This window comes from Aeromonas sp. 6P (assembly GCF_051919525.1).
GTDB classification, from domain to species: domain Bacteria; phylum Pseudomonadota; class Gammaproteobacteria; order Enterobacterales; family Aeromonadaceae; genus Aeromonas; species Aeromonas veronii.
The window spans coordinates 2,937,658-2,960,713 of the sequence record NZ_JBQBEO010000002.1; the positions used below are offsets into that span (position 1 = coordinate 2,937,658).

The 23,056-nt window shown below is 58.9% G+C and carries 17 protein-coding genes; 12 read left to right on the top strand and 5 right to left on the bottom strand.

All coding sequences use genetic code 11. The annotated features are described in order from the left end of the window. The first annotated feature begins 2 nt into the window (after positions 1-2). The 7 genes from ACTG2J_RS13575 (at position 3) to tyrA (ending at position 8,754) form a co-directional block, all read left to right on the top strand. The gene (locus ACTG2J_RS13575) at positions 3-860 is read left to right on the top strand and encodes a DUF6279 family lipoprotein (protein WP_113739220.1); all 858 of its coding nucleotides are present in this window, start codon (positions 3-5) and stop codon (positions 858-860) included. Positions 861-954: 94 nt separating this feature from the next. Further along, positions 955-1,389, top strand: coding sequence for a hypothetical protein (locus ACTG2J_RS13580; protein ID WP_005334044.1), 435 nt, complete (start codon positions 955-957; stop codon positions 1,387-1,389). Positions 1,390-1,547: 158 nt separating this feature from the next. Next, positions 1,548-3,350, top strand: coding sequence for a protein translocase subunit SecD (gene secD, locus ACTG2J_RS13585; protein WP_113739219.1), 1,803 nt, complete (start codon positions 1,548-1,550; stop codon positions 3,348-3,350). Between the two features lie 156 nt (positions 3,351-3,506). Continuing rightward, entirely contained in the window at positions 3,507-4,424 is a 918-nt protein-coding gene (gene secF, locus ACTG2J_RS13590) for a protein translocase subunit SecF (RefSeq protein ID WP_005334046.1), read from the top strand. Between the two features lie 282 nt (positions 4,425-4,706). Beyond that, entirely contained in the window at positions 4,707-6,008 is a 1,302-nt protein-coding gene (gene glgC / locus ACTG2J_RS13595; RefSeq protein WP_005334047.1) for a glucose-1-phosphate adenylyltransferase, read from the top strand. A gap of 409 nt (positions 6,009-6,417) precedes the next feature. After that, complete coding sequence (locus tag ACTG2J_RS13600; RefSeq protein ID WP_113739218.1) at positions 6,418-7,491, top strand: 3-deoxy-7-phosphoheptulonate synthase; 1,074 nt, start codon at positions 6,418-6,420, stop codon at positions 7,489-7,491. Positions 7,492-7,626: 135 nt separating this feature from the next. After that, positions 7,627-8,754 (top strand): bifunctional chorismate mutase/prephenate dehydrogenase, encoded by a 1,128-nt coding sequence (gene tyrA, locus ACTG2J_RS13605; RefSeq protein ID WP_113739217.1) that lies wholly within the window; start codon positions 7,627-7,629, stop codon positions 8,752-8,754. Positions 8,755-8,914: 160 nt separating this feature from the next. Here tyrA and ACTG2J_RS13610 read toward each other — a convergent pair whose 3' ends face one another. From ACTG2J_RS13610 to dapB, 4 genes are all read right to left on the bottom strand, one after another. Further along, the gene (locus ACTG2J_RS13610; RefSeq protein ID WP_113739216.1) at positions 8,915-10,066 is read right to left on the bottom strand and encodes a DUF1615 domain-containing protein; all 1,152 of its coding nucleotides are present in this window, start codon (positions 10,064-10,066) and stop codon (positions 8,915-8,917) included. A 300-nt stretch (positions 10,067-10,366) separates the two neighbouring features. Continuing rightward, entirely contained in the window at positions 10,367-13,591 is a 3,225-nt protein-coding gene (gene carB / locus ACTG2J_RS13615; RefSeq protein ID WP_113739215.1) for a carbamoyl-phosphate synthase large subunit, read from the bottom strand. Between the two features lie 20 nt (positions 13,592-13,611). Continuing rightward, complete coding sequence (gene carA, locus ACTG2J_RS13620; protein ID WP_005337628.1) at positions 13,612-14,748, bottom strand: glutamine-hydrolyzing carbamoyl-phosphate synthase small subunit; 1,137 nt, start codon at positions 14,746-14,748, stop codon at positions 13,612-13,614. A gap of 657 nt (positions 14,749-15,405) precedes the next feature. Further along, positions 15,406-16,218 carry a 4-hydroxy-tetrahydrodipicolinate reductase gene (gene dapB, locus ACTG2J_RS13625; RefSeq protein WP_005347132.1) on the bottom strand — a complete coding sequence of 271 codons (813 nt, stop codon included), beginning with the start codon at positions 16,216-16,218 and terminating at the stop codon, positions 15,406-15,408. Positions 16,219-16,491: 273 nt separating this feature from the next. Here dapB and ACTG2J_RS13630 point away from each other — a divergent pair, with 273 nt between their 5' ends. The 5 genes from ACTG2J_RS13630 to serA all read left to right on the top strand — a co-directional run bounded on the left by ACTG2J_RS13630 (position 16,492) and on the right by serA (position 22,528). Beyond that, a complete protein-coding gene (locus ACTG2J_RS13630) occupies positions 16,492-17,472 on the top strand; it encodes an alpha/beta hydrolase (protein WP_113739214.1) in 981 nt (326 codons plus the stop codon). 438 nt (positions 17,473-17,910) lie between these two features. Further along, on the top strand, positions 17,911-19,245 hold the full coding sequence (locus tag ACTG2J_RS13635) for a Na+/H+ antiporter NhaC family protein (RefSeq protein ID WP_005361588.1): 1,335 nt from the start codon (positions 17,911-17,913) through the stop codon (positions 19,243-19,245). A 314-nt stretch (positions 19,246-19,559) separates the two neighbouring features. Then, a complete protein-coding gene (locus tag ACTG2J_RS13640; protein WP_005337635.1) occupies positions 19,560-20,156 on the top strand; it encodes a 5-formyltetrahydrofolate cyclo-ligase in 597 nt (198 codons plus the stop codon). Between the two features lie 161 nt (positions 20,157-20,317). Beyond that, complete coding sequence (rpiA, locus tag ACTG2J_RS13645) at positions 20,318-20,971, top strand: ribose-5-phosphate isomerase RpiA (RefSeq protein WP_005353106.1); 654 nt, start codon at positions 20,318-20,320, stop codon at positions 20,969-20,971. Positions 20,972-21,295: 324 nt separating this feature from the next. After that, positions 21,296-22,528 (top strand): phosphoglycerate dehydrogenase, encoded by a 1,233-nt coding sequence (gene serA, locus ACTG2J_RS13650; RefSeq protein ID WP_162628365.1) that lies wholly within the window; start codon positions 21,296-21,298, stop codon positions 22,526-22,528. A gap of 81 nt (positions 22,529-22,609) precedes the next feature. Here the strand turns inward: serA and ACTG2J_RS13655 are convergent, their stop codons facing one another. Continuing rightward, a complete protein-coding gene (locus tag ACTG2J_RS13655) occupies positions 22,610-22,990 on the bottom strand; it encodes a diacylglycerol kinase (protein WP_005337641.1) in 381 nt (126 codons plus the stop codon). Between the last annotated feature and the right edge of the window lie 66 nt (positions 22,991-23,056).

Sequence of the window (23,056 nt, forward strand, 5' to 3'; positions counted from 1 at the left end):
AGATGATAAACAAGGTGCGCTGGCACAAGCCGAAAACCTGGGGTCTGCTGCTGATCGGCCTGCTGCTGACCGGCTGCTCCACCCGGGTGATCTACTACTGGCTCGATACCGCCATCATCTGGCAACTGGATGACTACTTTGCCCTCTCTTACTCCCAAAAGGATTTGCTCAGCCGCGAAGTGAAGGGGCTGATGGCCTGGCATCGCCAGCACGAGCTGCCGCGCTACGCCAAGGATCTCGACGCACTGGCCAAGGCGGTGGCCAGCCCCATGACGCCGGAGCAGATCTCGACCAACCTAGATGCGGTGCAGCAGAGCCTGACCCGCACGCTGGAAAACACTATCCCCCGCGCGGTCAGGCTGGCGCGCACCCTGACCGATGAGCAGGTGGCCCACTTTATGACCGATCGTATCAAGCGGCAACAGGAGCGGCAAAAGGACTTTGCCACTGAGCCCAAAGAGCAGATGCTGGCGGAGTTTCGCGACAAGATGAACAAGCGACTCGAGTTCTGGATTGGCGAGGTGAAACCGGCACAGGCGCCACTGGTGGCCCAGTGGGCCGAATGGCAATACGAGCTCATGCCCCCCTGGCTCGAGTTTCAGGAGTCCTGGATCCAGGAGCTGGACAGGCTGATGAAGCAGCGCCAGAGTCCCGACTTTACCCGCGAGCTGACTGACCTGCTGGCCGAGGGGGATGGGCTGATGGATGGCCGCTTTACCGGCTATACCGAGCAGTCGCGCCAACGTACCGTCAACTGGCTGAGCGCCATGAGCCAGTCGCTGGATATCTCCCAGCGGGCCCATCTCTACTCCCTGCTCAAGGGCTACGCCCGCGACTTCAAGCAGATGAGCGGCAGCTGACAAACGGCGCCGAATGGTACCTTACGCCCGAGCAACCTTGTTCAAACCGGGCGCTTATGGTAGTTTGCCCTTCCTATTTATCGGGAATTAACTTTTGCGCCTTATCGACAAAGTAAAACTGGTGCTGGTAACTCTGGTTATCGCCCTCACCCTGCTTTGTTCCATCGCCCGAATGGAAGGCCCGCTGCTACCCGCATCTCCCCAGAGTGAACAGCAGCAGACTCAGGTGTTCAATCAGCTTAGCGACAGCGATGATGGCATCATCAAGTTTGTCGGCAGCCATCAGAATCACCTGCTGCGTCTCGAACAATCCCTGCGCAGTGACAACCAGCCCAAGAGTGTGGTCTACGAGCTGATCCAGAGCTGGTCGGCCCAGGCCATCCTGCTGTTGCTGCTCGGCTGGCTAATGCTGGCACCCGAGCTCTATCACAAACAGAGTTTTCGCGATCGCTTTGGCGCGATCCACCGACGCCATCTACAGCGCCAACATCTGCAATACCGCTTCACCCAGAGCTATCTGAGCGCCTGACCCCGGAGGGGCTGGCACATCCACTGTTTGCTCATCTCCTCTTCCTGACGGATCCGGCGGCTGCCTGATCCGCATCTGATGCATCCCATTTTTTGCGCCTTGCCGAGCCTTGTTGCTATCGGCCCGGGCACCATTCTCCTGACAGAGGCTTGTTTGCCATGAGAAAGAGCAATCGCACCGTTCTCAACCGCATGAGCAAGTGGCAGTACGCACTACTGCTGTTGATGCTGTTGACCTTTACCTTTTACTCCCTGCCCACCTTTTTCGGTGAGCAGCCCTCCCTCGGCCTGCACGGACAGCAGCGCCTGACCGCTCAACAACAGATGCTGCTGAGTGACAAACACCTGACCCCGCTCAAGGTCCTTGAGCAACCTGAGCGGGTCGAGCTGGTCTTTGCCAGTCAGGGCGAGCAGCAGCGAGCCAAGCAGTTGCTGGAGCAGCAAGGGGTCGACAGTGCCGCCCTGACCCTGGAGTTTCACTCCAATGCGCCGGCCTGGATCACCCGCCTCGGCGCCGACCCCATCAAGCTGGGGCTCGACCTGCGCGGCGGCTCCCAACTGCTGATCGGGGTGGACGTGGACTTTGTCATCGACAATCAGACCAAGAATCTGGTGGACACCCTGCGCACCCGCTTCCGCGAAGCCAATCTGCGCGGCGCCAGCGTCACGCGCACGGCACAGGGCGCCGTAGCCGTCACCCTGCCGGAGGTGGCCGAACAGGATAGCTGGCTCTCTATCATCAAAGAGAGTGCCGGTACCCGTCAGGATCAGTGGAAGCTGACCCGCTCCGGCAATGATCTGAAACTGGTGCTGAGCGATGCTGAGCGCACCCTGCTGGTCAACAACGCCGTGACCCAGAACCTGTCGATCCTGAAAAAACGGATCAACGAACTCGGCATCGTCGAGGCCTCGGTGGTGCGTCAGGGTCAGGATGGCATCCGTATCGAACTGCCCGGAGTACACAACCCCAAACAGGCGAAAGAGGTGATCGGCGCCACCGCCTCGCTGGCCTTCTACGAGGCCAAAGCCGACAGCCATTTCTATATCGCCGATCGCAACGGTCAGGCCGTCGGCATGGCGCGCAAGCCGGTACTCACCGGCGAGCACATCGTCGATGCCCGCGCCAACATGGGCGAAATGGGTCAACCCCAGGTCAATATCGTGCTCGACACCCTAGGTGGCAGCAAGATGAACCAGTTCAGCCGCCAGCATGTGGGCAAGCCGATGGCGACAGTCTTCACCGAGTACAAGACCAACGCCCAGGGCAAACTGCGGGCCCAGAGCGAGGTGATCAACGTCGCCACCATCCAGACCGCCCTTGGCAACCAGTTCCGCATCACCGGCATTGGCAGTCTGCCGGAGGCGCAAGAGCTGGCCATGCTGCTGCGCGCCGGTGCCCTCACCGCCCCTCTCAAGATCCTGGAAGAACGCAGTATTGGCCCGACGCTGGGGATGCAGAATATCGAGGCGGGCTTCACCGCGCTGGCCTTCGGCATGGCAGGCATGATGCTGTTCATGATGGCCTGGTACCGCAAATTCGGCTGGGTTGCCATCACGGCGCTGGTCGCCAACCTGTTGATGCAGGTCGGCATGCTGGCGGTGCTGCCGGGCGCCGTGCTGACCCTGCCGGGAATCGCCGGTCTGGTGCTGACGGTGGGCATGGCGGTGGATACCCATGTGCTGATCTTCGAGCGGATCAGGGACCGTCTGCGAGAAGGGGGCTCACTGGCCAACGCCATCGATTTTGGCTATCGCTCCGCCTTCCACACCATTTTCGATGCCAACATCACTACGCTCATCTGCGCTGTAGTGCTCTACTCCATCGGCTCCGGTCCGCTGCAGGGCTTCTCCATCACCCTCATTCTGGGTCTGCTCTCCAGCATGATCACCGGGATCTGGGGGACGCGCGCCATCATCAACCCCCTGTGGGGACGCAGCAGCGAGCGCACGCTGAAGGTGTAACGGGACAGAGACAGTTGTCCCTCTGATGAGCGGCTTTGGCTGCGCCATCGGCCATGGACATGGCCGGAGCGGCCAAAGCAGAACACTATTTCCCGGCGTGTCGCGACACGTCGTGATGGGCCAACAGCCTGGTGCTGGCTGGCCAAGGAGAGAATTATGTTGAGAATGATCGTTGCCATGGGGCTGACCCGTTGGCGTTATATCGGCCTGTGGGCTTCCATCCTGCTGACCGTGGCCAGCGTCGCCATCTTGCTGGTGAACGGCCTCACTCTGGGGCTCGATTTTACCGGCGGGATCCTGCTGGAGTTTCATATCCAGACCCTGAAAGAGGCCCATGAGCTCAATGCCATGCTGGTCTCCCCGCTGGCGGGAGCCGTTGAGCTGAGCTCGGCCGGTATTCCCGGCGAGTGGCTGATCAAGCTGCCCCCCCACGAACTGCCCTGGCCCGCGGCAGATCTCGCCACCATGCTGACCCAACAGCTGGGGATGCCGGTCGAGTTGCTGCGCACCACCATCGTCGGCCCTCAGGTGGGTGCAGAACTGTTCCAGCAGGGGATGCTGGCGGTACTGGTCGCTTCGCTGGCGATGTCGGCCTATCTGGCGTTTCGTTTCGAGTGGCGTCAGGCCATCGGCATCCTGCTCTCGGTGGTCCATGACGCTATCGTGGCGCTGGGGCTGCTGTCACTCTTTCAGATCGAATTCGATCTGAACATCATCGCCGGTTTGATGGCGGTGATCGGCTACTCCCTCAACGACAGCATCGTCATCTCGGACAGGCTGCGGGATTTGCTGAGCTCGCGTACCCAGATGGGCATCCACGAATGCTCCGATGTGGCCATCAAGGCGACCTTCAGTCGCACCATGATCACCTCGGGCACCACCCTGTTTACCGTGGGCGCTCTGTTGCTGTTTGGCGGTGACGCCCTCTACGGCTTCTCCTTCACCCTGTTTGCCGGGATCCTGGTGGGCACCGTCTCCTCCATTACCGTCGCCTCGACCGTGCAGGAGCTGCTTGGGCTCACCCCGCAGGCCTACCAGAAGAAGAGCGAGGAGCCACTGGCCAACGCAGCCTGAACCTTGTTAATCAGACCCGGCTCACCGGGTCTCAACAAACCGGGCCCCTGCCAACCATTGGCAGGGGCTTTTTCATCCCTCCTCTCTCGCCGCCCATTTTGTCGTTCGGCTCGCCTCAATTGACAACTGACCATATTGAAAGCAATGACGGATCAACCCGTCATTTTTAATAACAAAAAGGTCATTTTATTACGTCAGAAACCATAAAATGTGACTGAAAGCACTTTCTTGAGGGCTCAAAGGAGGCAACATTGTAGTGATTTATCTACAAAGGGATATGAGATGTTGTTACAACCTGCCAATACAGCAAAATCCAGACAGTTGCTGAACGAGACCATGGCTTTGGTACTCGCAGGAGGGCGGGGTAGTCGCCTCAAACAGTTAACCGACAACCGTGCAAAACCTGCCGTTCATTTCGGCGGCAAATTCCGCATCATCGATTTCGTGCTCTCCAACTGCATCAACTCCGGCATCCGTCGGGTCGGTGTCGTGACCCAGTACAAATCCCACAGCCTGTTGCGCCACCTCCAATCGGGCTGGTCTTTCCTGCGCTACCAGATGAACGAGTTTATCGATCTGCTCCCTGCCCAGCAGCGGGTAGATGAGGTGAACTGGTATCGGGGTACCGCCGATGCGGTCTACCAGAATCTGGATATCATCCGCGATCACGCCCCCAAATATGTGGTGGTGCTGGCAGGCGATCACATCTACAAGATGGATTACGCCGCCATGCTGCTCGACCACGTCAATATGGGCGCCAAGGTGACCGTTGCCTGCATCGAGGTGCCACGCAGTGAAGCAAGCGCCTTCGGGGTAATGGCGGTGGATGATGATCGCAAGATCAATGCCTTCGTCGAAAAGCCCGCCAACCCGCCCGCCATGCCGGGCAAGGCCGACACCGCGCTGGCCTCCATGGGCGTCTATATCTTCGATGCCGAGTATCTCTATCAGTTGCTGGAAGAGGACATTGCCAACGAGCAGTCCCATCACGATTTCGGCATGGACGTGATCCCCCGCGTGGTGAAAGAGGGCACCGCATTCGCTCACCCGTTTGGCATGTCCTGTGTCGGCTGCTGTCCGGATCGCCGCCCCTACTGGCGCGATGTGGGCACCGTGGACTCCTTCTGGGAGGCCAATATGGATCTCGCTTCCGTCACGCCTGAGCTGGATATCTACGATCAGGACTGGCCCATCTGGACCAGTCAGAACATGACTCCTCCCGCCAAGTTCGTGCAGGACCGAAACGGCCAGCACGGCATGACCATCAACTCCATGTTTGCCGGGGGCACCATCGTCAGTGGCTCTTTCATCCTGAGTTCGGTGCTCTTTACCAATGTGCGGGTCGACTCCTTCTGCACTCTGGATCAGGCCGTTATCTTCCCGGGTGTGGAGATTGGTGCCGGTTGCCGACTGCGCCGGGTGGTGATCGACAAGGGGTGCAAACTGCCGGAAGGCACGGTGATCGGTGAAAACGCCGATGAAGATGCACGTCGCTTCCACCGCTCCGAGCAGGGCATAGTGCTGGTCACCCAGGGGATGCTCACTCGCCTGAACAAAGAGCTGCAGGGAAAACAAAAGCGCTGATCCGCAGCCAGACGGGATCCCCCTTCCTACCGTAAAGGGAGCCATGATGGCTCCCTCTTTCTATGGCTGACCAGATAGCCACCTCACACCATCATTGCCATCGCGTTGCAGTCTCCCAGAGATACCATTTACTGTGGGTAAACAGCTGGACAATGCAACCTTTACGCCCACAAACCGTAAACATTAAATTACACAAAAACCATCACCCCTCCGAAAAATCCTCTGTATTATTCCTGTTCGCGCTATATAGCAGCTCCTTTATCTGACTTTTTAGCGGTAAACCCGCTAGTTTCACTTGATTGTTTGTTTTTCCTTGGTAAGGTGAGGGCGGCTGCGTAACAAAGCAGGTACCAACGTAAACATATCGGTACAATCGCTTTTAGCTTAATACAGTAGAGAGAATGAAATCATGCAAAGAGACCCCCTGAACAACATCCATATCCAGTCCGAACAAGTGATGATCACGCCTACCCAGCTCAAGGAGAAGTTACCCATCTCCGACAAGGCGCTGGCATTCGTGCAAGGGGCCCGCAATACCATCGCCGATATCATTCACCGCCGCGATCACCGGCTGCTGGTGATCTGTGGTCCCTGCTCCATCCACAACATGGACGCCGCCAAAGAGTACGCAACCAGACTCAAAGCGCTGCATGATGCCTATCAGGACTCTCTCTACATTGTCATGCGGGTCTACTTTGAGAAGCCGCGCACCACAGTCGGCTGGAAAGGCTTTATCAACGACCCCAATCTGGATGGCACCTTCGATGTGGAGCTGGGGCTGAACCGTGCCCGCGAGCTGCTCTGCTGGCTGGCGGAGCTGGAGTTGCCGCTGGCCACCGAAGCGCTCGACCCCATCAGCCCGCAATACCTGGCCGAGCTCTTCTCCTGGTCAGCCATCGGCGCCCGCACCACCGAATCCCAGACCCACAGGGAGATGGCGTCAGGTCTCTCCATGCCGGTCGGCTTCAAGAACGGCACCGACGGCAACCTGGGGACTGCCATTAATGCGTTGCAGGCGGCCTCCTCCCCTCACGCCTTTATGGGGATCAACCAGCAGGGCCAGGTTGCTCTGCTGCAGACCCAGGGCAACCCGGATGGCCACGTGATCCTGCGCGGCGGCAAACATCCCAACTATGACTCGGTCAACGTGTCGCTGGCGGAAGAGGCGCTGGAGAAAGCGGGCCTGCTGCCGAGCCTTGTGGTGGATTGCAGCCACGGCAACTCCAGCAAGGATCACCGTTTGCAGCCCAAGGTGGCCGACAACGTCATCCACCAGATCCAGGAGGGCAACCGCTCCATCATCGGGGTGATGCTCGAATCCAACCTGTTCGAGGGAAACCAGTCCAGCGAGCAGCCTAAGGAGCAGATGCGCTACGGGGTCTCCATCACAGATGCCTGCATCGACTGGGACACCACCGCCACCCTGCTGGCCCGCTGCCACAACCAGCTGGCTGACCCCCTCAAGGGCAGAACTGCACGGTAAGCCGTGGTATCTTGGCGTAACCTATTGAACAATCGAGGTATCACTGCTGGTGGCATCAAGCCGCTCACGCCGTGATACCTTGTTGCATCTTGAATTTCAGGGCGCCGCCGCTCGCGGCGCCAGCAGGGACTGGATATGGCTGAAGAGTTGAATGTACTCAGGGACAAGATAGATGCGGTGGACAAGCAGCTGATCGATCTGCTGGCCGCCCGTCTGGCCCTGGTGGGAGAAGTGGGTGAGGTAAAGAGCCGCCACGGCCTGCCCATCTATGCACCGGACAGGGAGGCGAGCATGCTGGCCCGCCGCCGCGCCGAGGCCGAGCAGTTGGGAGTGCCCGGCGATCTCATCGAAGACGTGCTGCGCCGGGTGATGCGTGAATCTTATGCCAGCGAGAAAGATACCGGCTTCAAATGCATAAAGCCGGATCTTGGCAAGGTGGTCATCATCGGTGGTCAGGGCCAGCTTGGCCGCTTGTTCGGCCATATGTTCAGCCTCTCAGGCTATCGGGTCGAGACGCTGGAACAAGCCGACTGGCCGCGCGCTGACGAGATCCTCGCCGGAGCCGGTCTGGTGATGGTGGCGGTGCCCATCGATATCACCTGCCAGATCATCGACCGCCTCGGCAACCTGCACGCCCACAGCCTGCTGGTGGATGTCACCAGCGTGAAGGCGGCGCCGCTCGAACATATGCTGGCGGTGCACCAAGGGCCGGTACTGGGACTACACCCCATGTTCGGGCCGGATGTGGCGAGTCTCGCCAAGCAGGTGATCGTCTGCTGCCAGGGTCGTGACCCCGCCGCCAGCCAATGGCTGCTGGATCAGATGACCATCTGGGGCGCCCGCTTGCAACAGGTGGAAGCCAAGGCCCACGATGAGGCGATGACCCTCATTCAGGCGCTGCGTCACTTCGCCACCTTTGCCTATGGCTGGCACCTCTCCCGGGAGCAGGCCAATCTGGATCGCCTGCTGAGTTTGAGCTCCCCCATCTACCGGCTGGAGCTCGCCATGGTGGGGCGGCTGTTCGCTCAGGATCCCCACCTCTATGCCGACATCATTTTGTCGTCACCGCAGAATCTGGCGATGATCCGTCGCTACTACCAAAACTTCGGTGAAGCGCTGGGGCTGCTGGAACGAGGGGACAGGGACGGTTTCATCGATGCCTTCTCGCAAGTCTCCGGTTTCTTCGGCGAGCATGCCGACCAGTTCCTGCGTGAAAGCCGCATGCTACTGGCCCAGGCCAACGACCGCCGCCAACACGGCTGATCCTGCAAAAGTAGTAACAACTCATGCCACTCGGAAGGAGCCGCCACCGTTCATGACTGGATGGGAGCCAAAGATCTCCATTGGAAGGGGCGATTAAGCATGCGGGTTGTCATTAACAATGGCAACCCGCTTTGCAACTAGTCTCGCAGCAAACCCAGTCTTACCGAATCGTCGCCATCTGCCGCACGCAGCGTTGTTCTCGGTCATCCACCCGCTTGGCAAACCAGGCGGTTGTAAGGTTTCGGGTGATTTTCGGGCTCTTTAGCTGAATGCCGGGCAGGATGGCGCGGGGCAGTCGCTTGCCCGCTTGCTTGTCGGCCAGGGTAAAGATGCGATGGTAGAGATCGGTCTCGGCAAATTCGGCGGTATCCCCTTTACGCAGGCTCTGGTGGATCGCCTGCTTGCTCATATTGACCCGGTTGGCGAGGGTGTAGACGGCAAGCTCGGTATTGCCCGGCAGATCCGAGTCATAGCGGATCAGATCCCCGTCCAGCGCCAGAGTTTTGCCACTCAAACGGCTGACGGCGGCTTGAAAAGCGGCATTGCGACTGGCGTACCAGCCGGCGTTGAAATCGGCAAAGCGGTAGAGGGTATCCGGGTAGTCGGCGGGATAACCGAAGATATGTTTGGTGCCAAACCAGATGCCGCCGCGACGGGTAAAGACTTCGTGGCGGATGGAATCCTTGATTGGATAGGGGTAGCCACGGGCGTTGGCCTCGGCAAAGGCGATGCTCACCTGCATCGGGCCACCAGTATGCACCGGGTTGAGGTTGCCAAACAGCGTCTTGCCCATCGGCAGCATGCTGATCATGTCTTCGAAAATTTCGCTCATCTCCCGCTCGGTTCGCAACTTGTCGATCCGCTCGGCATAGCTCTTGCCGGTGGGCGAGTTGATGGAGAGCGCGGCCCGCACCATAAATTCGGGGATCAGCAGCTTGGCGGCCCGTGAGTTGATCTCTTTCCAGGCGATCTTGCCAAGGCCCGGCACCACTGGGTCGGCCTGATAAGTGGCTTCCTGCTCCGCCACCGCCAGCACGCTACAGACATTGTGATCATTGACCGTCACCCCCTGGGTGGTGAGCGCCGTCACCACGTCGTTGGCCCACCCCTGTTTGTCCGGCACCTGACGGGGCAAGAAGCGCACGATGCGGCTCTTCATATCCGCCGGTTTGCGCGGCTGCATGGCAGGCGGCGTTTTGGGGTTGCTCACGCTCGCCTCTTTGGTGGGAGCGGAGGCGGGATCACTGGCACAACCGGCCAGCAACAAGGCTGAGCAGAAGGCAAGAAGACGACAGGAAGGCAAAGCGGTCATAAGCATGTCCATTTTTGTTGGCCCTACAGGCTGCGCCGCTGGCACTGCACTGACAAGCAAAGTGGGGCCATTGTAGAGGATTGCCTGCCGCAGTTGAAACCCGCACTCGCAGCATCCCCTCCCCTTGCCAGCTTTTACCACCCCACGCGCCATCCGTTGTCTGCGATGCGGAACTCATGACCTTCCTCAATGGCTCACCCGCCCCGAACCGAACGCTTAGCGACAGATAAAAAGAAACCCCCGCCATCGCTGGCGGGGGTTGGTCGTCTGGCAAGTCGGGCTGATGCCCGCTGCAAACTCTTAGCGGTTTTTCACCTTCTGGTGCAGCTCCTGCACCGAGTTGACATTGGCGGTGGCATCCACGCTGATGGCCATGCAGGTGGCAAACGCCTCGTTCATGGTGGTGGTATACGCCACCTTGTTCTGCAAGGCGGCGCGACGCAACTGCTTGGAGTCCTGGATCGCCACCCGCCCTTCGGCGGTGTTGACGATGTAGGTGTACTCGCCATTCTTGATGCGGTCGAGAATGTGCGGGCGACCTTCGTGCACCTTGTTGACCAGGCGCGGGTTGATGCTCGCCTCACCCAGCGCGACCGCGGTGCCGTGAGTGGCATCCAGCTCGTAGCCCAGCTCCAGCAGCTTGGCAGCCAAGTCAACCACCTGCGCCTTGTCGCTGTGACGCACTGACAAGAGGGCACGACCCTCTTTCGGTACGGCGTGGTTGGCACCCAGCTGCGCCTTGGCATAGGCCTCGGCAAAGCTGCTGCCCACCCCCATAACCTCACCGGTAGAGCGCATCTCCGGCCCCAGCAGCGGGTCAACCCCCGGGAACTTGGCAAACGGCAGTACCACCTCTTTCACCGAGTAGTAGGGCGGGATGATCTCTTTGGTAAAGCCCTGCTCTTTCAGGCTCTGACCGGCCATCACGCGGGCGGCAATCTTGGCCAGCGGGGCACCGGTCGCCTTGGAGACAAACGGCACGGTACGGGCGGCGCGCGGGTTCACCTCGATGAGGTAGATGTCATCGCCCTTGACCGCGAACTGCACGTTCATCAGGCCGATAACGCCGAGCTCCAGCGCCAGCTTGCGCACCTGCTCGCGGATCTCGTCCTGAATCTTCTTGGACAAGGTATAGGGAGGCAGGGAGCAACCGGAGTCACCGGAGTGGATACCGGCCTGCTCGATGTGCTCCATGATGCCGCCGATGACTACATCGGTGCCGTCGCAGATGGCATCCACGTCCAGCTCGGTCGCATCGTCCAGGAAGCGGTCCAGCAGCACCGGCGATTCGTTAGAGACGCTCACCGCCTCGGCGAAGTAGCGACGCAGATCCTGCTCGTCATAGACGATTTCCATGGCGCGGCCACCCAATACGTAGGAGGGGCGAACCACCAGCGGGTAGGTGATACGCTCGGCCAGCAGCACCGCCTGCTCCAGCGCGGTGACGGTGCCGTTTTCCGGCTGCTTGAGGCCGAGACGCTCGACAGCAGACTGGAAGCGCTCGCGGTCTTCGGCGCGGTCGATGGCATCCGGGCTGGTACCGATAATCGGCACGCCGTTGGCTTCCAGTGCACGGGCCAGTTTCAGCGGGGTCTGGCCACCGTACTGAACAATGACACCCTTGGGTTTTTCGATGCGCACGATTTCCAGCACATCTTCCAGGGTCACCGGCTCGAAGTAGAGACGATCCGAGGTGTCGTAATCTGTGGAGACGGTCTCCGGGTTGCAGTTGACCATGATGGTCTCGTAACCGTCTTCGCGCAGGGCCAGCGCTGCGTGCACGCAGCAGTAGTCGAACTCGATACCCTGACCGATACGGTTCGGGCCGCCACCGATGATCATGATCTTGTCGCGGTTGCTCGGGGCCGCTTCGCACTCCTCGTCATAGCTGGAGTACATGTAGGCGGTGTTGGTGGCGAACTCGGCGGCGCAGGTATCGACCCGCTTGTAGACCGGGAAGATGTTGTGGCGGGCACGCAGTTTGCGCACTTCCCCTTCGGCCACACCGAGGATCTTGGCCAGACGGGCATCGGCAAAGCCTTTGCGCTTCAGGGCACGCAGGAAGTCGGCATCGAGACCGGCCATGCCGCGCTCTTTCACCTCTTCTTCCAGCTTCACCAGATCTTCAATCTGCACCAGGAACCAGGGGTCAATCTTGGTCAGCTTGAAGATACCGTCCATGGAGAGACCGGCGCGGAACGCATCGGCGATGTAGAAGATACGGTCGCTACCGGCGTCCTGCAGCTCGTGACGGATGCGGGTCAGGGAGTCCGGCGCATTGAGGTCAACCATGGGGTCGAAGCCGGTTTTGCCGGTTTCGAGGCTGCGCAGCGCCTTGTGCAGGGACTCCTGGAAGTTGCGGCCGATGGCCATCACTTCACCGACCGACTTCATCTGGGTCGTCAGACGGTCGTTGGCACCGGCGAATTTTTCGAAGTTGAAGCGCGGCACCTTGGTGACCACGTAGTCGATGGCCGGCTCGAAGGAGGCCGGAGTGCGACCGCCGGTGATGTCGTTCATCAGCTCGTCGAGGGTGTAACCGATGGCGAGCTTGGCAGCAATCTTGGCGATGGGGAAACCGGTCGCCTTGGAGGCCAGCGCAGAGGAGCGCGACACCCGCGGGTTCATCTCGATGATGACCATGCGGCCATCTTTCGGGTTGATACCGAACTGGACGTTGGAGCCGCCGGTCTCGACGCCGATCTCGCGCAGCACCGCCATGGAGGCGTTGCGCATCAGCTGGTACTCCTTGTCGGTCAGCGTCTGGGCTGGCGCGACCGTGATGGAGTCACCGGTGTGGATACCCATGGGGTCGAAGTTTTCGATGGCGCAGACGATGATGCAGTTGTCGTTGCGATCCCGCACCACCTCCATCTCGTACTCTTTCCAGCCGATCAGCGACTCGTCGATGAGCAGCTCTTTGGTCGGCGACAAGTCCAGACCGCGCTCGCAGATCTCGACGAACTCTTCGGTGTTGTAGGCGATGCCGCCACCGGAGCCACCCATGGTGAAGGAGGGACGGATGATGCAGGGGAAGCCGACCATCTGCTGCACACCCCACGCCTCTTCCATGTTGTGGGCAATGCCGGCACGCGGGCACTCGAGGCCAATGCTGCGCATCGCCTTGTCAAAGCGGGAGCGGTCTTCGGCCTTGTCGATGGCGTCGGCGGTGGCACCGATCATCTCGACACCGAACTCGGCCAGCACGCCATGCTTCTCCAGCGCCAGTGCGCAGTTAAGCGCAGTCTGGCCGCCCATGGTGGGCAGGATGGCGTCCGGGCGCTCTTTCTTGATGATTTCGCGCACCACTTCCCAGGTGATGGGCTCGATGTAGGTGGCGTCTGCCATCTCCGGGTCGGTCATGATGGTGGCCGGGTTGGAGTTGACCAGAATGACGCGGTAGCCCTCCTCGCGCAGGGCTTTGCACGCCTGAGCGCCGGAGTAGTCAAATTCGCAGGCTTGGCCGATGACGATGGGGCCGGCGCCGAGGATCAGGATGCTCTGAAGGTCATTACGTTTTGGCATGAAACTCTTTCCTCTATTTCTTAGGCGCGATACTGCTTAATCAATTCAATAAAGTGGTCAAAAAGACCGGCACAGTCGTGCGGGCCCGGGCTCGCTTCGGGGTGCCCCTGGAAGCTGAAGGCCGGACGGTCGGTGCGATGGATACCTTGCAGGGAACCATCGAACAGGGAGACGTGGGTGGCGCGCAGGCAATCCGGCAGGCTGTTCTCGTCTACCGCAAAGCCGTGGTTCTGAGCGGTGATCATGACGGTGTTGTCATCGAGGCTCTTCACCGGATGGTTGGCGCCGTGGTGGCCAAACTTCATCTTGACGGTCTTGGCGCCGGAGGCCAGACCCAGCAGCTGGTGACCCAGACAGATGCCGAATACCGGCGTGTTGGTATTGAGGAAAGCCTTGATGGCCTCGATGGCGTAGTCGCACGGCTCGGGGTCGCCGGGGCCGTTGGAGAGGAAGATGCCATCCGGGTTCATTGCCAGTACCTCGGCGGCCGGGGTCTTGGCAGGCACCACGGTCAGGCGGCAGCCACGGTCAACCAGCATCCGCAGGATGTTGCGCTTGACGCCAAAGTCATAGGCTACCACGTGGTATTTCAGCTGGTCGGCATCCGGGGTGACGTGCCCCTTGCCAAGCTGCCAGCTCCCTTCGGTCCAGTTGTACGCCTCACCAACCGTCACTTCTTTGGCCAGATCCATTCCCTTCAAACCGGGGAAGGCGCGGGCCTGTTCGAGGGCATAGGCTTCATCGACCTGTTTCCCGGCCAGAATGCAGCCAGCCTGAGCGCCTTTCTCGCGCAGGATGCGGGTCAGTTTACGGGTGTCGATGTCGGCGATGCCAACGATGTTGTGAGACTTGAGGTATTCGGAGAGGGATTGCTGATTGCGGAAATTGGAGGCAAGTATCGGAAGGTCCCGGATGATCAATCCCTGAGCATGGATCTGACTGGACTCTTCATCTTCGCTGTTGGTGCCGGTGTTGCCTATATGGGGGTAAGTGAGGGTGACGATCTGACGGGAATAAGAGGGATCGGTGAGGATTTCCTGATAGCCCGTCATCGACGTATTGAAAACCACTTCACCAACGGAACATCCCTCGGCGCCTATCGACACGCCTTTGAACACAGTTCCATCTTCCAGCACTAGCAATGCAGTGTGATTCAAGACAACCTCCAGTTATTTAGCTTTAAATTCAGCAATTTACCTGGGTGTTGCGGGCTCGGTTCCGGTCTTGGACAGGACTCGAACCCGGCAGATTTCTGGCAAATTGGGCGCATTCTACTTAAAAAAAGTGGCATTTCAATGTCTTTTCTCAGATGAAATGCATCTAAATTCAATAAAAAAGCAACATTACCCATTATCTATGCACTAAATCGCTTTGCAACCCCCTCCCACGAAAGAAAAGGAAAAACCACCACCAAAAGATGCCACCAAGCCAGAGATAACGACAAAAACAAACAAAAAAACCAATAAAAACAATGACATTAATTTTTACACAAAAAACATTAATGACAGATTTAACGCTTTTATGATGACAAGAGTGAACATGAAAAATGGAAAACGTTTTTCCGCGTTTGAATTTTTAGTCTTTTCTTGCTGGTGTAAAAAAATGGCTTCATCCGCCATAAAGATGCTCAAATCTGTTACCTGGTGATGACATTCAGGAAGGGAAAATCTGGCGGATAAAGCAATAGTGTGATTTATAAGGCATTCAGATAAAAATTGCAGGCAGTGTGTCTTTTTATACAAACTCTGACTAACTGACAGCAAAAACCCCGGCAAGCCGGGGTTCTTCACTGAATACCTGTACGCACAGAGGCATCACTTGAGATTGAGCACATCCTGCATGTCATAAAGACCGGCACCCTGCTGGCCGAGCCACTTGCCCGCCCGCACAGCACCATTGGCGAAGGTCAGACGGCTGGAGGCCTTGTGGCTGATCTCCACCCGCTCGCCGATATCGGCAAACATGACGGTGTGCTCCCCTACCAGATCGCCGGCGCGGATGGTGGCAAAGCCGATGGTGTTGCGGTCCCGCTCGCCGGTGATCCCCTCGCGGCCATAGACGGCGCACTCTTTCAGATCCCGGCCCAGCGTCTTGGCCACCACCTCGCCCATGGAGAGGGCGGTACCGGACGGCGCATCCACCTTGTGGCGATGGTGGCCCTCGATGATCTCGATGTCGGTATAATCCCCCATCACCTTGGCGGCCTGCTCCAGCAACTTGAACACCAGGTTGACCCCGACCGAGTAGTTGGAGGCGAACACGATACCGATCTGCTTGCCCGCCTCTTTCAGGGCGGCCTTGCCTGCATCGTCAAAACCGGTGGTGCCGATCACCATCTGCTTGTGGTGGGCCAGCGCAAAAGCAAGATTGGCTAGGGTCACCTCGGGGCGGGTGAAGTCGATGATGAGATCAAACTCGTCACGCACCTTGTCCAGACTGTCGCTGATGGCCACACCGAGATGGCCCAGCCCATTGAGCTCACCGGCATCGAGACCGATCACCGCCGAGCCCGGCCGCTCCAGCGCAGCACCAACCACCACGCCATCGGTGTTGGTGATGGCCTCCAGCAGCACCTTGCCCATACGACCATTACAGCCCATCACGGCCACACGGATCGGATTGTCCATCTCCACCCTCTCATCTCTTTTAATTATGGAAAGAGACCGTTTTACCAGCCCGCGCCGGGTTTGAAAAGCCATGATGCCACCACTCCTTGCTGCACTCGCCAACGGCAGCGCCCGCTGGCTGGCCAAGAACTTCCTTTTGGTCACAGGCCGTTTTTCATCGTCTCACTCCATCATTTGGCAGACCGGGTGCCATCTGATAGGTTCGAACGAGTGAAATGCCAGCATAAGCAAAATCAGGGCAACGCCCGTGTCGATATCAAACGAGGTGCAAGAATGAGCGCAGGATTGCTGTTTGCTGTGGGGTTGATATCACTGACCCTGGTCATGCTGGCCGCGGCTCTGCTGTTTGGCGGGCCGAGTCCGGCACCGGCGATGGCCAGCATCAACGACCCTTTCAAGGGGAGTGGCTGGAGCAACATGCCACCTCTCTCAAGATACCCGGCGCGTGACGGCACGCAGCTGGCCTATCGGCACTATGGCGCAGAGGGCAATACGAAGAACAACAAGGTCAAGGGCAGCGTGGTACTGGTTCACGGATCTTCTGCCAGCAGTCAAAGCATGCACAAAATGGCGAACGCCTTTTCGCAAGCGGGATACGACGCCTACGCCCTCGATATTCGCGGCCATGGCGCATCGGGCGACAAAGGCACCATTGCCTACATCGGCCAGCTTGAAGACGATCTGGAAGATTTCATCAAGTCGGTGGCCCCCGGCAAGCCTGCAACACTCGTCGGCTTCTCGTCAGGGGGTGGCTTTGTCCTGCGTGTTGCTGGCAGTGCGCGACAAACCCTGTTCGAGAGCTATCTGCTGCTCTCCCCCTATCTCGGCCCCACCGCCGCCAACTACCGGCCCAACAGCGGTGGCTGGGTGCGTGTCGGCTTGCCTCGCCTCATCGCCCTGAGCATCCTCAACGGTTTCCATATTTCCGCACTCAACCATCTGACCGTGCTGAACTTTGCCCTTAATGATGAGGCGAAATCCCTGCTGACCCCCTCCTACTCCTTCAACCTTGCTTCGAACTTTCAGCCAGAGCGCGACTATCAGCAGAGTTTGCGCAATGTGCAACGCCCCTGCGCCGTGATCGCGGGTGCAAATGACGAAGCCTTCCAAACAAATCAACTTGAACCTGAGTTAAGACGTCTCGGCATCTCCTGGCCTGTCACCCTGCTGCCCGGTATTGGCCACATTCCGCTGACGCTGGAACAGGATGCTCTCGCGACAGCCGTTCAGGCGGTGGAGAAACTGACACAGTAACCACACAGCCCAGGTCTTGTGTCCACGCGTTCTGGAAATATCCGTACCATGCTCACGTAGAGATAGAGAGAGGTGCGGCTGACGTTTGGCAGCGGGAGAAATCCCCAAGATGGCATACAGAGACCTTATCGTTTACCTCTTTCCTTATTAAAAGCACGCGATACCCCCAGATACCCGCGGACTGCGCCAGAACAGCAATGAACAATAAACAACACCAACTTCTTTTTCCGAATATTCTTTGGATATCTCAATAACACCAGAATCATCAAACAAAAACACCTATCCATCTGGACGTCTATCTTGACCAAGCGAGGTTGACTCACTACTGTGGGCACCCCAATGCGGCAGGATGCCCGCCCTGTTTTCCCCCTATCCCTATCCGATACAGGTACAAAGCAGTTTATGACAGGAGGTCATTGTTCAATTTCAGAGGAACACATGATCCAGACTCAACCCAGTGCCAGGGCCTTGTTGCCACTTCTGGTTTTTCTCGCACTCTTTATCGGTACCGGTACCTGGCTGACACTGCAGGGGGTCGAATTCGCCTTCTATCAGCTGCCCGCTCCGGTTGCTGCCCTGCCTGCGGTGATGCTCGCCCTGCTGCTTGGCAAAGAGAGCTTCAACAGCAATCTGGAGACCTTCTTCAAGGGGGTCGGCCACAGCAATATCATGGCGATGTGCCTTATCTATCTGCTGGCGGGCGCCTTTGCCAGCGTGGCCAAGGCCACCGGCGGCGTTGATGCCACCGTGGCGCTGGGTCTCTCCCTCATTCCCGGCTGGGCGCTGTTGCCCGGACTGTTCCTCATCTCTGCCTTTATTGCTACCGCCATGGGCACCTCCATGGGCACCATAGGTGCCGTGGCGCCAGTCGCGCTGGGCGTGGCGCAGGCGGCCGGTATCGATCCGGTACTGATGGCAGGTACCATTCTCTCCGGCGCCATGTTTGGCGATAACCTCTCCATCATCTCCGACACCACCATTGCGGCCACCCGCAGCCAGGGGTGCGAGATGAAGGACAAGTTCCGCGAGAACTTCAAGATTGCCGCCCCTGCCGCCATCGCGGTGATCCTGCTCTATCTGACCCTGGGCTCAGTGGGTGAATCCCCGGCCAACGGCAGCGCCATCGAGCTGTTCAAGGTGATGCCTTATCTGCTGATCCTGGGGCTGGCGCTCGCCGGAGTGAATGTGTTTGTGGTGCTGGGGATCGGTATTCTGGCCGCCGGAGTGGTGGGCATGATCAACGGCTACGCCATCGGTCAGTTCAGCAAGGATATCTATCAGGGCTTTACCGGCATGCAGGAGATCTTCCTGCTCTCCATGCTGATCGGCGGCCTCGGCGCCCTGATGGAGCGTCAGGGTGGACTGGCATGGATCAGCGAGCGCATCAGCGCCCTGATTGCCCGTTTCACTCGCGAGCACAATGGTGAACAGAACGAGAAAGCCGCCGAGCTCGGCATCGCCGGGGTGGTGAGCCTCACCAACCTCTGCACCGCTAACAACACGGTGGCTATTATCGTCGCCAGCAAGGTGGCCCGGGATCTGGCAGAACACCACGGTGTCACCCCGCGCCGCGCCGCCTCCATGCTCGATATTTTCTCCTGCGTGGTACAGGGTCTGATCCCCTGGGGCGCACAGGCGCTGCTGCTGGGATCCATCTTCGCCCTGTCGCCGTTGGCGGTGGTGAGCATGAGTTTCTACCCGATGGCGCTTGCGGTAGCTGCACTCATTGCAGTGTTTGTGAAGCACCAGATGCGCGGCAAAGCTGACAAGTAACAGGATAACATCCATGCGTTTCTACACAGGATTAGCGCTCGCGGTAGCGGCACTCATTGCAGTATTTGTGAAGCACCAGATGCGCGGCAAAGCTGACAAGTAACAGACCAGAGGCTGGTGCGCCGACATGCCATCAACAGGGGCCACACCCTGGCCCTTGTTGACTCACTCTCGGATCCGCCAGCATTTATCCCACCGTTCCGGGCATCAGCCGTCCGGGACGGGGTTTCCCTGCCCCCCTTAACGTCAAGAGTGAATGTGCTAAGGTAGAGCGCGTTCAAGCCATCGATGCGCAGCTATACCAGAGGTTCCCCATGCATGAGTCCCAACCCGAACGTCAATCCCTGCGCCAACTAGTTCGTCAACGCCGCAAAAATCTGAGTCCGGCCGAGCAGCAAGCGGCGGCCCAACAGCTGCTGGCCCAGTTCAAGCAACACCCCGAGATCCTCGCCGCCAAACGCATTGCCCTCTATCTGGCCAATGACGGGGAGATCAACCCCTTGCCCACCATCCATTGGCTGTGGGCCCAGCACAAAGAGGTCTACCTGCCGGTGCTCCACCCCTTTACCCCGGGTCACCTGCTCTTTTTGCGCTATACCGCCACCAGCCCCATGGTACGCAACCGCTACGGCATCGAAGAGCCGGAGCTGGATATCCTGCAGGTGGTGCCCCACAGCACGCTCGATCTTATCTGCACCCCGCTGGTCGCCTTTGATGCCCAGGGCAATCGTCTTGGCATGGGGGGCGGCTACTATGATCGCACTCTCGCCATCTGGCATGAGCACAAGCTGGGGCCCAAGCCGCTCGGCATTGCCCACGACTGCCAGCAGGTGGATGCGGTCCCGCAAGAGGAGTGGGATGTGCCGCTGCCCCAGATCATCACCCCGAGCCACTGCTGGCGCTTTGAATAGGCTGTTTTTGGCAGGCAGCCCCTGCTTTGTGCGCGCAAACGCAGAATAAACAGGCAAACGATTTACAAAGTCCCTCTTTTTGCCCCGGAACGTGAGCAACAAGGTCGCGACGGGGTACCGGGTTGGATATAATGCGCCCGCTTTTTTCTTAAGGAACGATCATGACTCAAGATGAAATGAAGAAGGCGGCCGGTTGGGCTGCGCTCAAGTATGTGGTTCCCGGCACCATCGTCGGGGTGGGCACCGGCTCTACCGTCAACCACTTTATCGACGCGCTGGCGACCATGAAGGACGAGATCAAGGGGGCGGTATCCAGCTCCGTGGCCTCTACCGAGCGCCTCAAGGGCTTCGGCATCACCGTATATGATCTCAACGAGATCGACGCCCTCTCCGTCTATGTGGATGGCGCCGACGAGATCAACGCAACCCGCGATATGATCAAAGGCGGTGGCGCAGCCCTGACCCGCGAGAAGATCGTTGCCGCCGTCGCTGACAAGTTCATCTGCATCATCGACAACACCAAAACCGTCGACGTGCTGGGCCAGTTCCCGCTGCCGGTGGAAGTGATCCCGATGGCCCGCGAATACGTGGCCCGCGAAATCCGCAAACTGGGTGGCAACCCGGTGTGGCGTGAAGGCGTGGTCACCGACAACGGCAACCACATTCTGGATGTGAAAGGCATGGCCATTACCGACGCCAAGGCGCTGGAAGTGCGACTGAACGCCATCGTTGGCGTGGTCACCAACGGCCTGTTCGCCGCGCGCGGCGCCGATGTGGTCCTGATCGGTACACCGGACGGCGTGATTACCCAGTAATCCCGACACCGGTAGCACAGTGCAGCGGCATCCTCCCTCCCTCGCCAGCGCCACTCTGCCAGCCCTGACGCAACAGCGGCGTTGATTGAGCCCCGGGATGGGATATGACCCAAACATTGCACTGTGAATAAATGACGGCGCCTGATGGCGCCGTTTTTATTTATCCCTCAACAAGTTGCATACGGATGTTTACAACATTCGTTGATAACTTCAAAGAATTTGACTTTCGTCACAAATATTCCCTCTCCCAAACGTTTTTGCTACTTTACGGTTTTCTTCGCACACCAAATCTGCACTTACGTTTGCACATACAGAGGGATCGTCATGACTGCCAAGTTTTCGTTGGACAAGGATAAAATCAAGGTTCTGCTGCTGGAGGGGGTTCATCCCAACACCGTAGAGACCTTTCGTGCCGCAGGTTACACCAGTGTGGAGTATCTCAAGACCTCGCTCTCCGAAGAGGAGCTGATCGAGCAGATCCGCGACGTCCATTTCATCGGGCTGCGCTCCCGCACCCAGATCACCGAGAAAGTCCTCGACGCCGCCAACAAGCTGGTCGCCATCGGCTGCTTCTGCATCGGTACCAACCAGGTCGAGCTGGAAGCGGCCCAGATCCGCGGTATTCCGGTCTTCAACGCCCCCTTCTCCAACACCCGTTCGGTCGCCGAGCTGGTACTGGGCGAGATCCTGCTGCTGCTGCGCGGCATCCCCGAGAAAAACGCCAAGTGCCATCGCGGCGTGTGGGAAAAACTGGCCAACCGCTCGGTGGAAGCGCGCGGCAAGAAGCTCGGCATCATCGGCTACGGCCACATCGGTACCCAGCTTGGCATCATCGCCGAAAGCATCGGCATGAAGGTTTATTACTACGATATCGAGAACAAGCTCTCGCTGGGCAACGCCATTCAGGTGCCAAGCATAGTCGAGCTGCTCAATATGTCTGACGTCATCAGCCTGCACGTACCGGAGACCGCCTCCACCAAGAACATGATCGGTGCCGAGCAGCTGCGGATGATGAAACCGGGCGCCATCTTCATCAACGCCGCCCGCGGTACCGTGGTGGATATCGATGCGCTGGCTGACGTCATCAAGAGCGGCCATATTGCCGGCGCCGCCATCGACGTCTTCCCGGTCGAGCCCAAGTCCAATGACGAAGAGTTCCAAAGCCCGCTGCGTGGGCTGGAGAACGTGATCCTGACCCCGCACATTGGTGGCACCACCCATGAGGCGCAGGAGAACATCGGGCTGGAAGTGGCCAACAAGCTGGTCAAATACTCCGACAACGGCTCCACCCTCTCCGCCGTCAACTTCCCGGAAGTGTCGCTGCCGGGCCACAAGGGCTCCAGCCGCCTGCTGCACATTCACCGCAACCAGCCGGGCGTGATGAACCAGATCAACCAGATCTTCGCCGAAGAGGGGATCAACATCGCCGGTCAATACCTGCAGACCAGCAGCCATATCGGTTACGTGGTGATCGACGTGGAGACCGAGCACAGCGAGAAGGCGCTCGCCAAGCTCAAGGAGATCAACGGCACCATCCGTGCCCGGATCCTCCACTGATAAGCCCTTATCTGCGCAGCAAAAAGCCCGTCGTGATGACGGGCTTTTTTATGAAGCAGAACCTAAAGGCAGCGTAGTGGCTTACCACCACCCCAACAGATTGCGGCCCACCAACGCGCCCCATACCAGGGCGTTCAGGGCCAACGCGATAAAGACGGCGGCAGAGCCCAAATCCTTGGCACGACCGGAGAGCTCATGATGCTCGGAGCCAACCCTGTCTACCACAGCTTCAATGGCAGAGTTGAGGATCTCGACAATTACCACCAGCCAGCTGATGACGATAAGCAGCAGGATCTGGTTGAGAGAATCCCCCAGCCAGAAGGCCAGCGGCATCAGCAACAGGATCAGCATCAGCTCCTGCCGAAACGCCGCCTCGTTAATCCAGGCTGACTTGAGCCCCTTCATGCTGTAACCGGTTGCGTTGATGATGCGGGTGACCCCGGTTGCCCCTGGCTTTGCCACGCTAACTACCTCATTTGGAATCGATTTTGGCCTCACATCCTATCAGAGCCCCCCAAGGTTTCAATC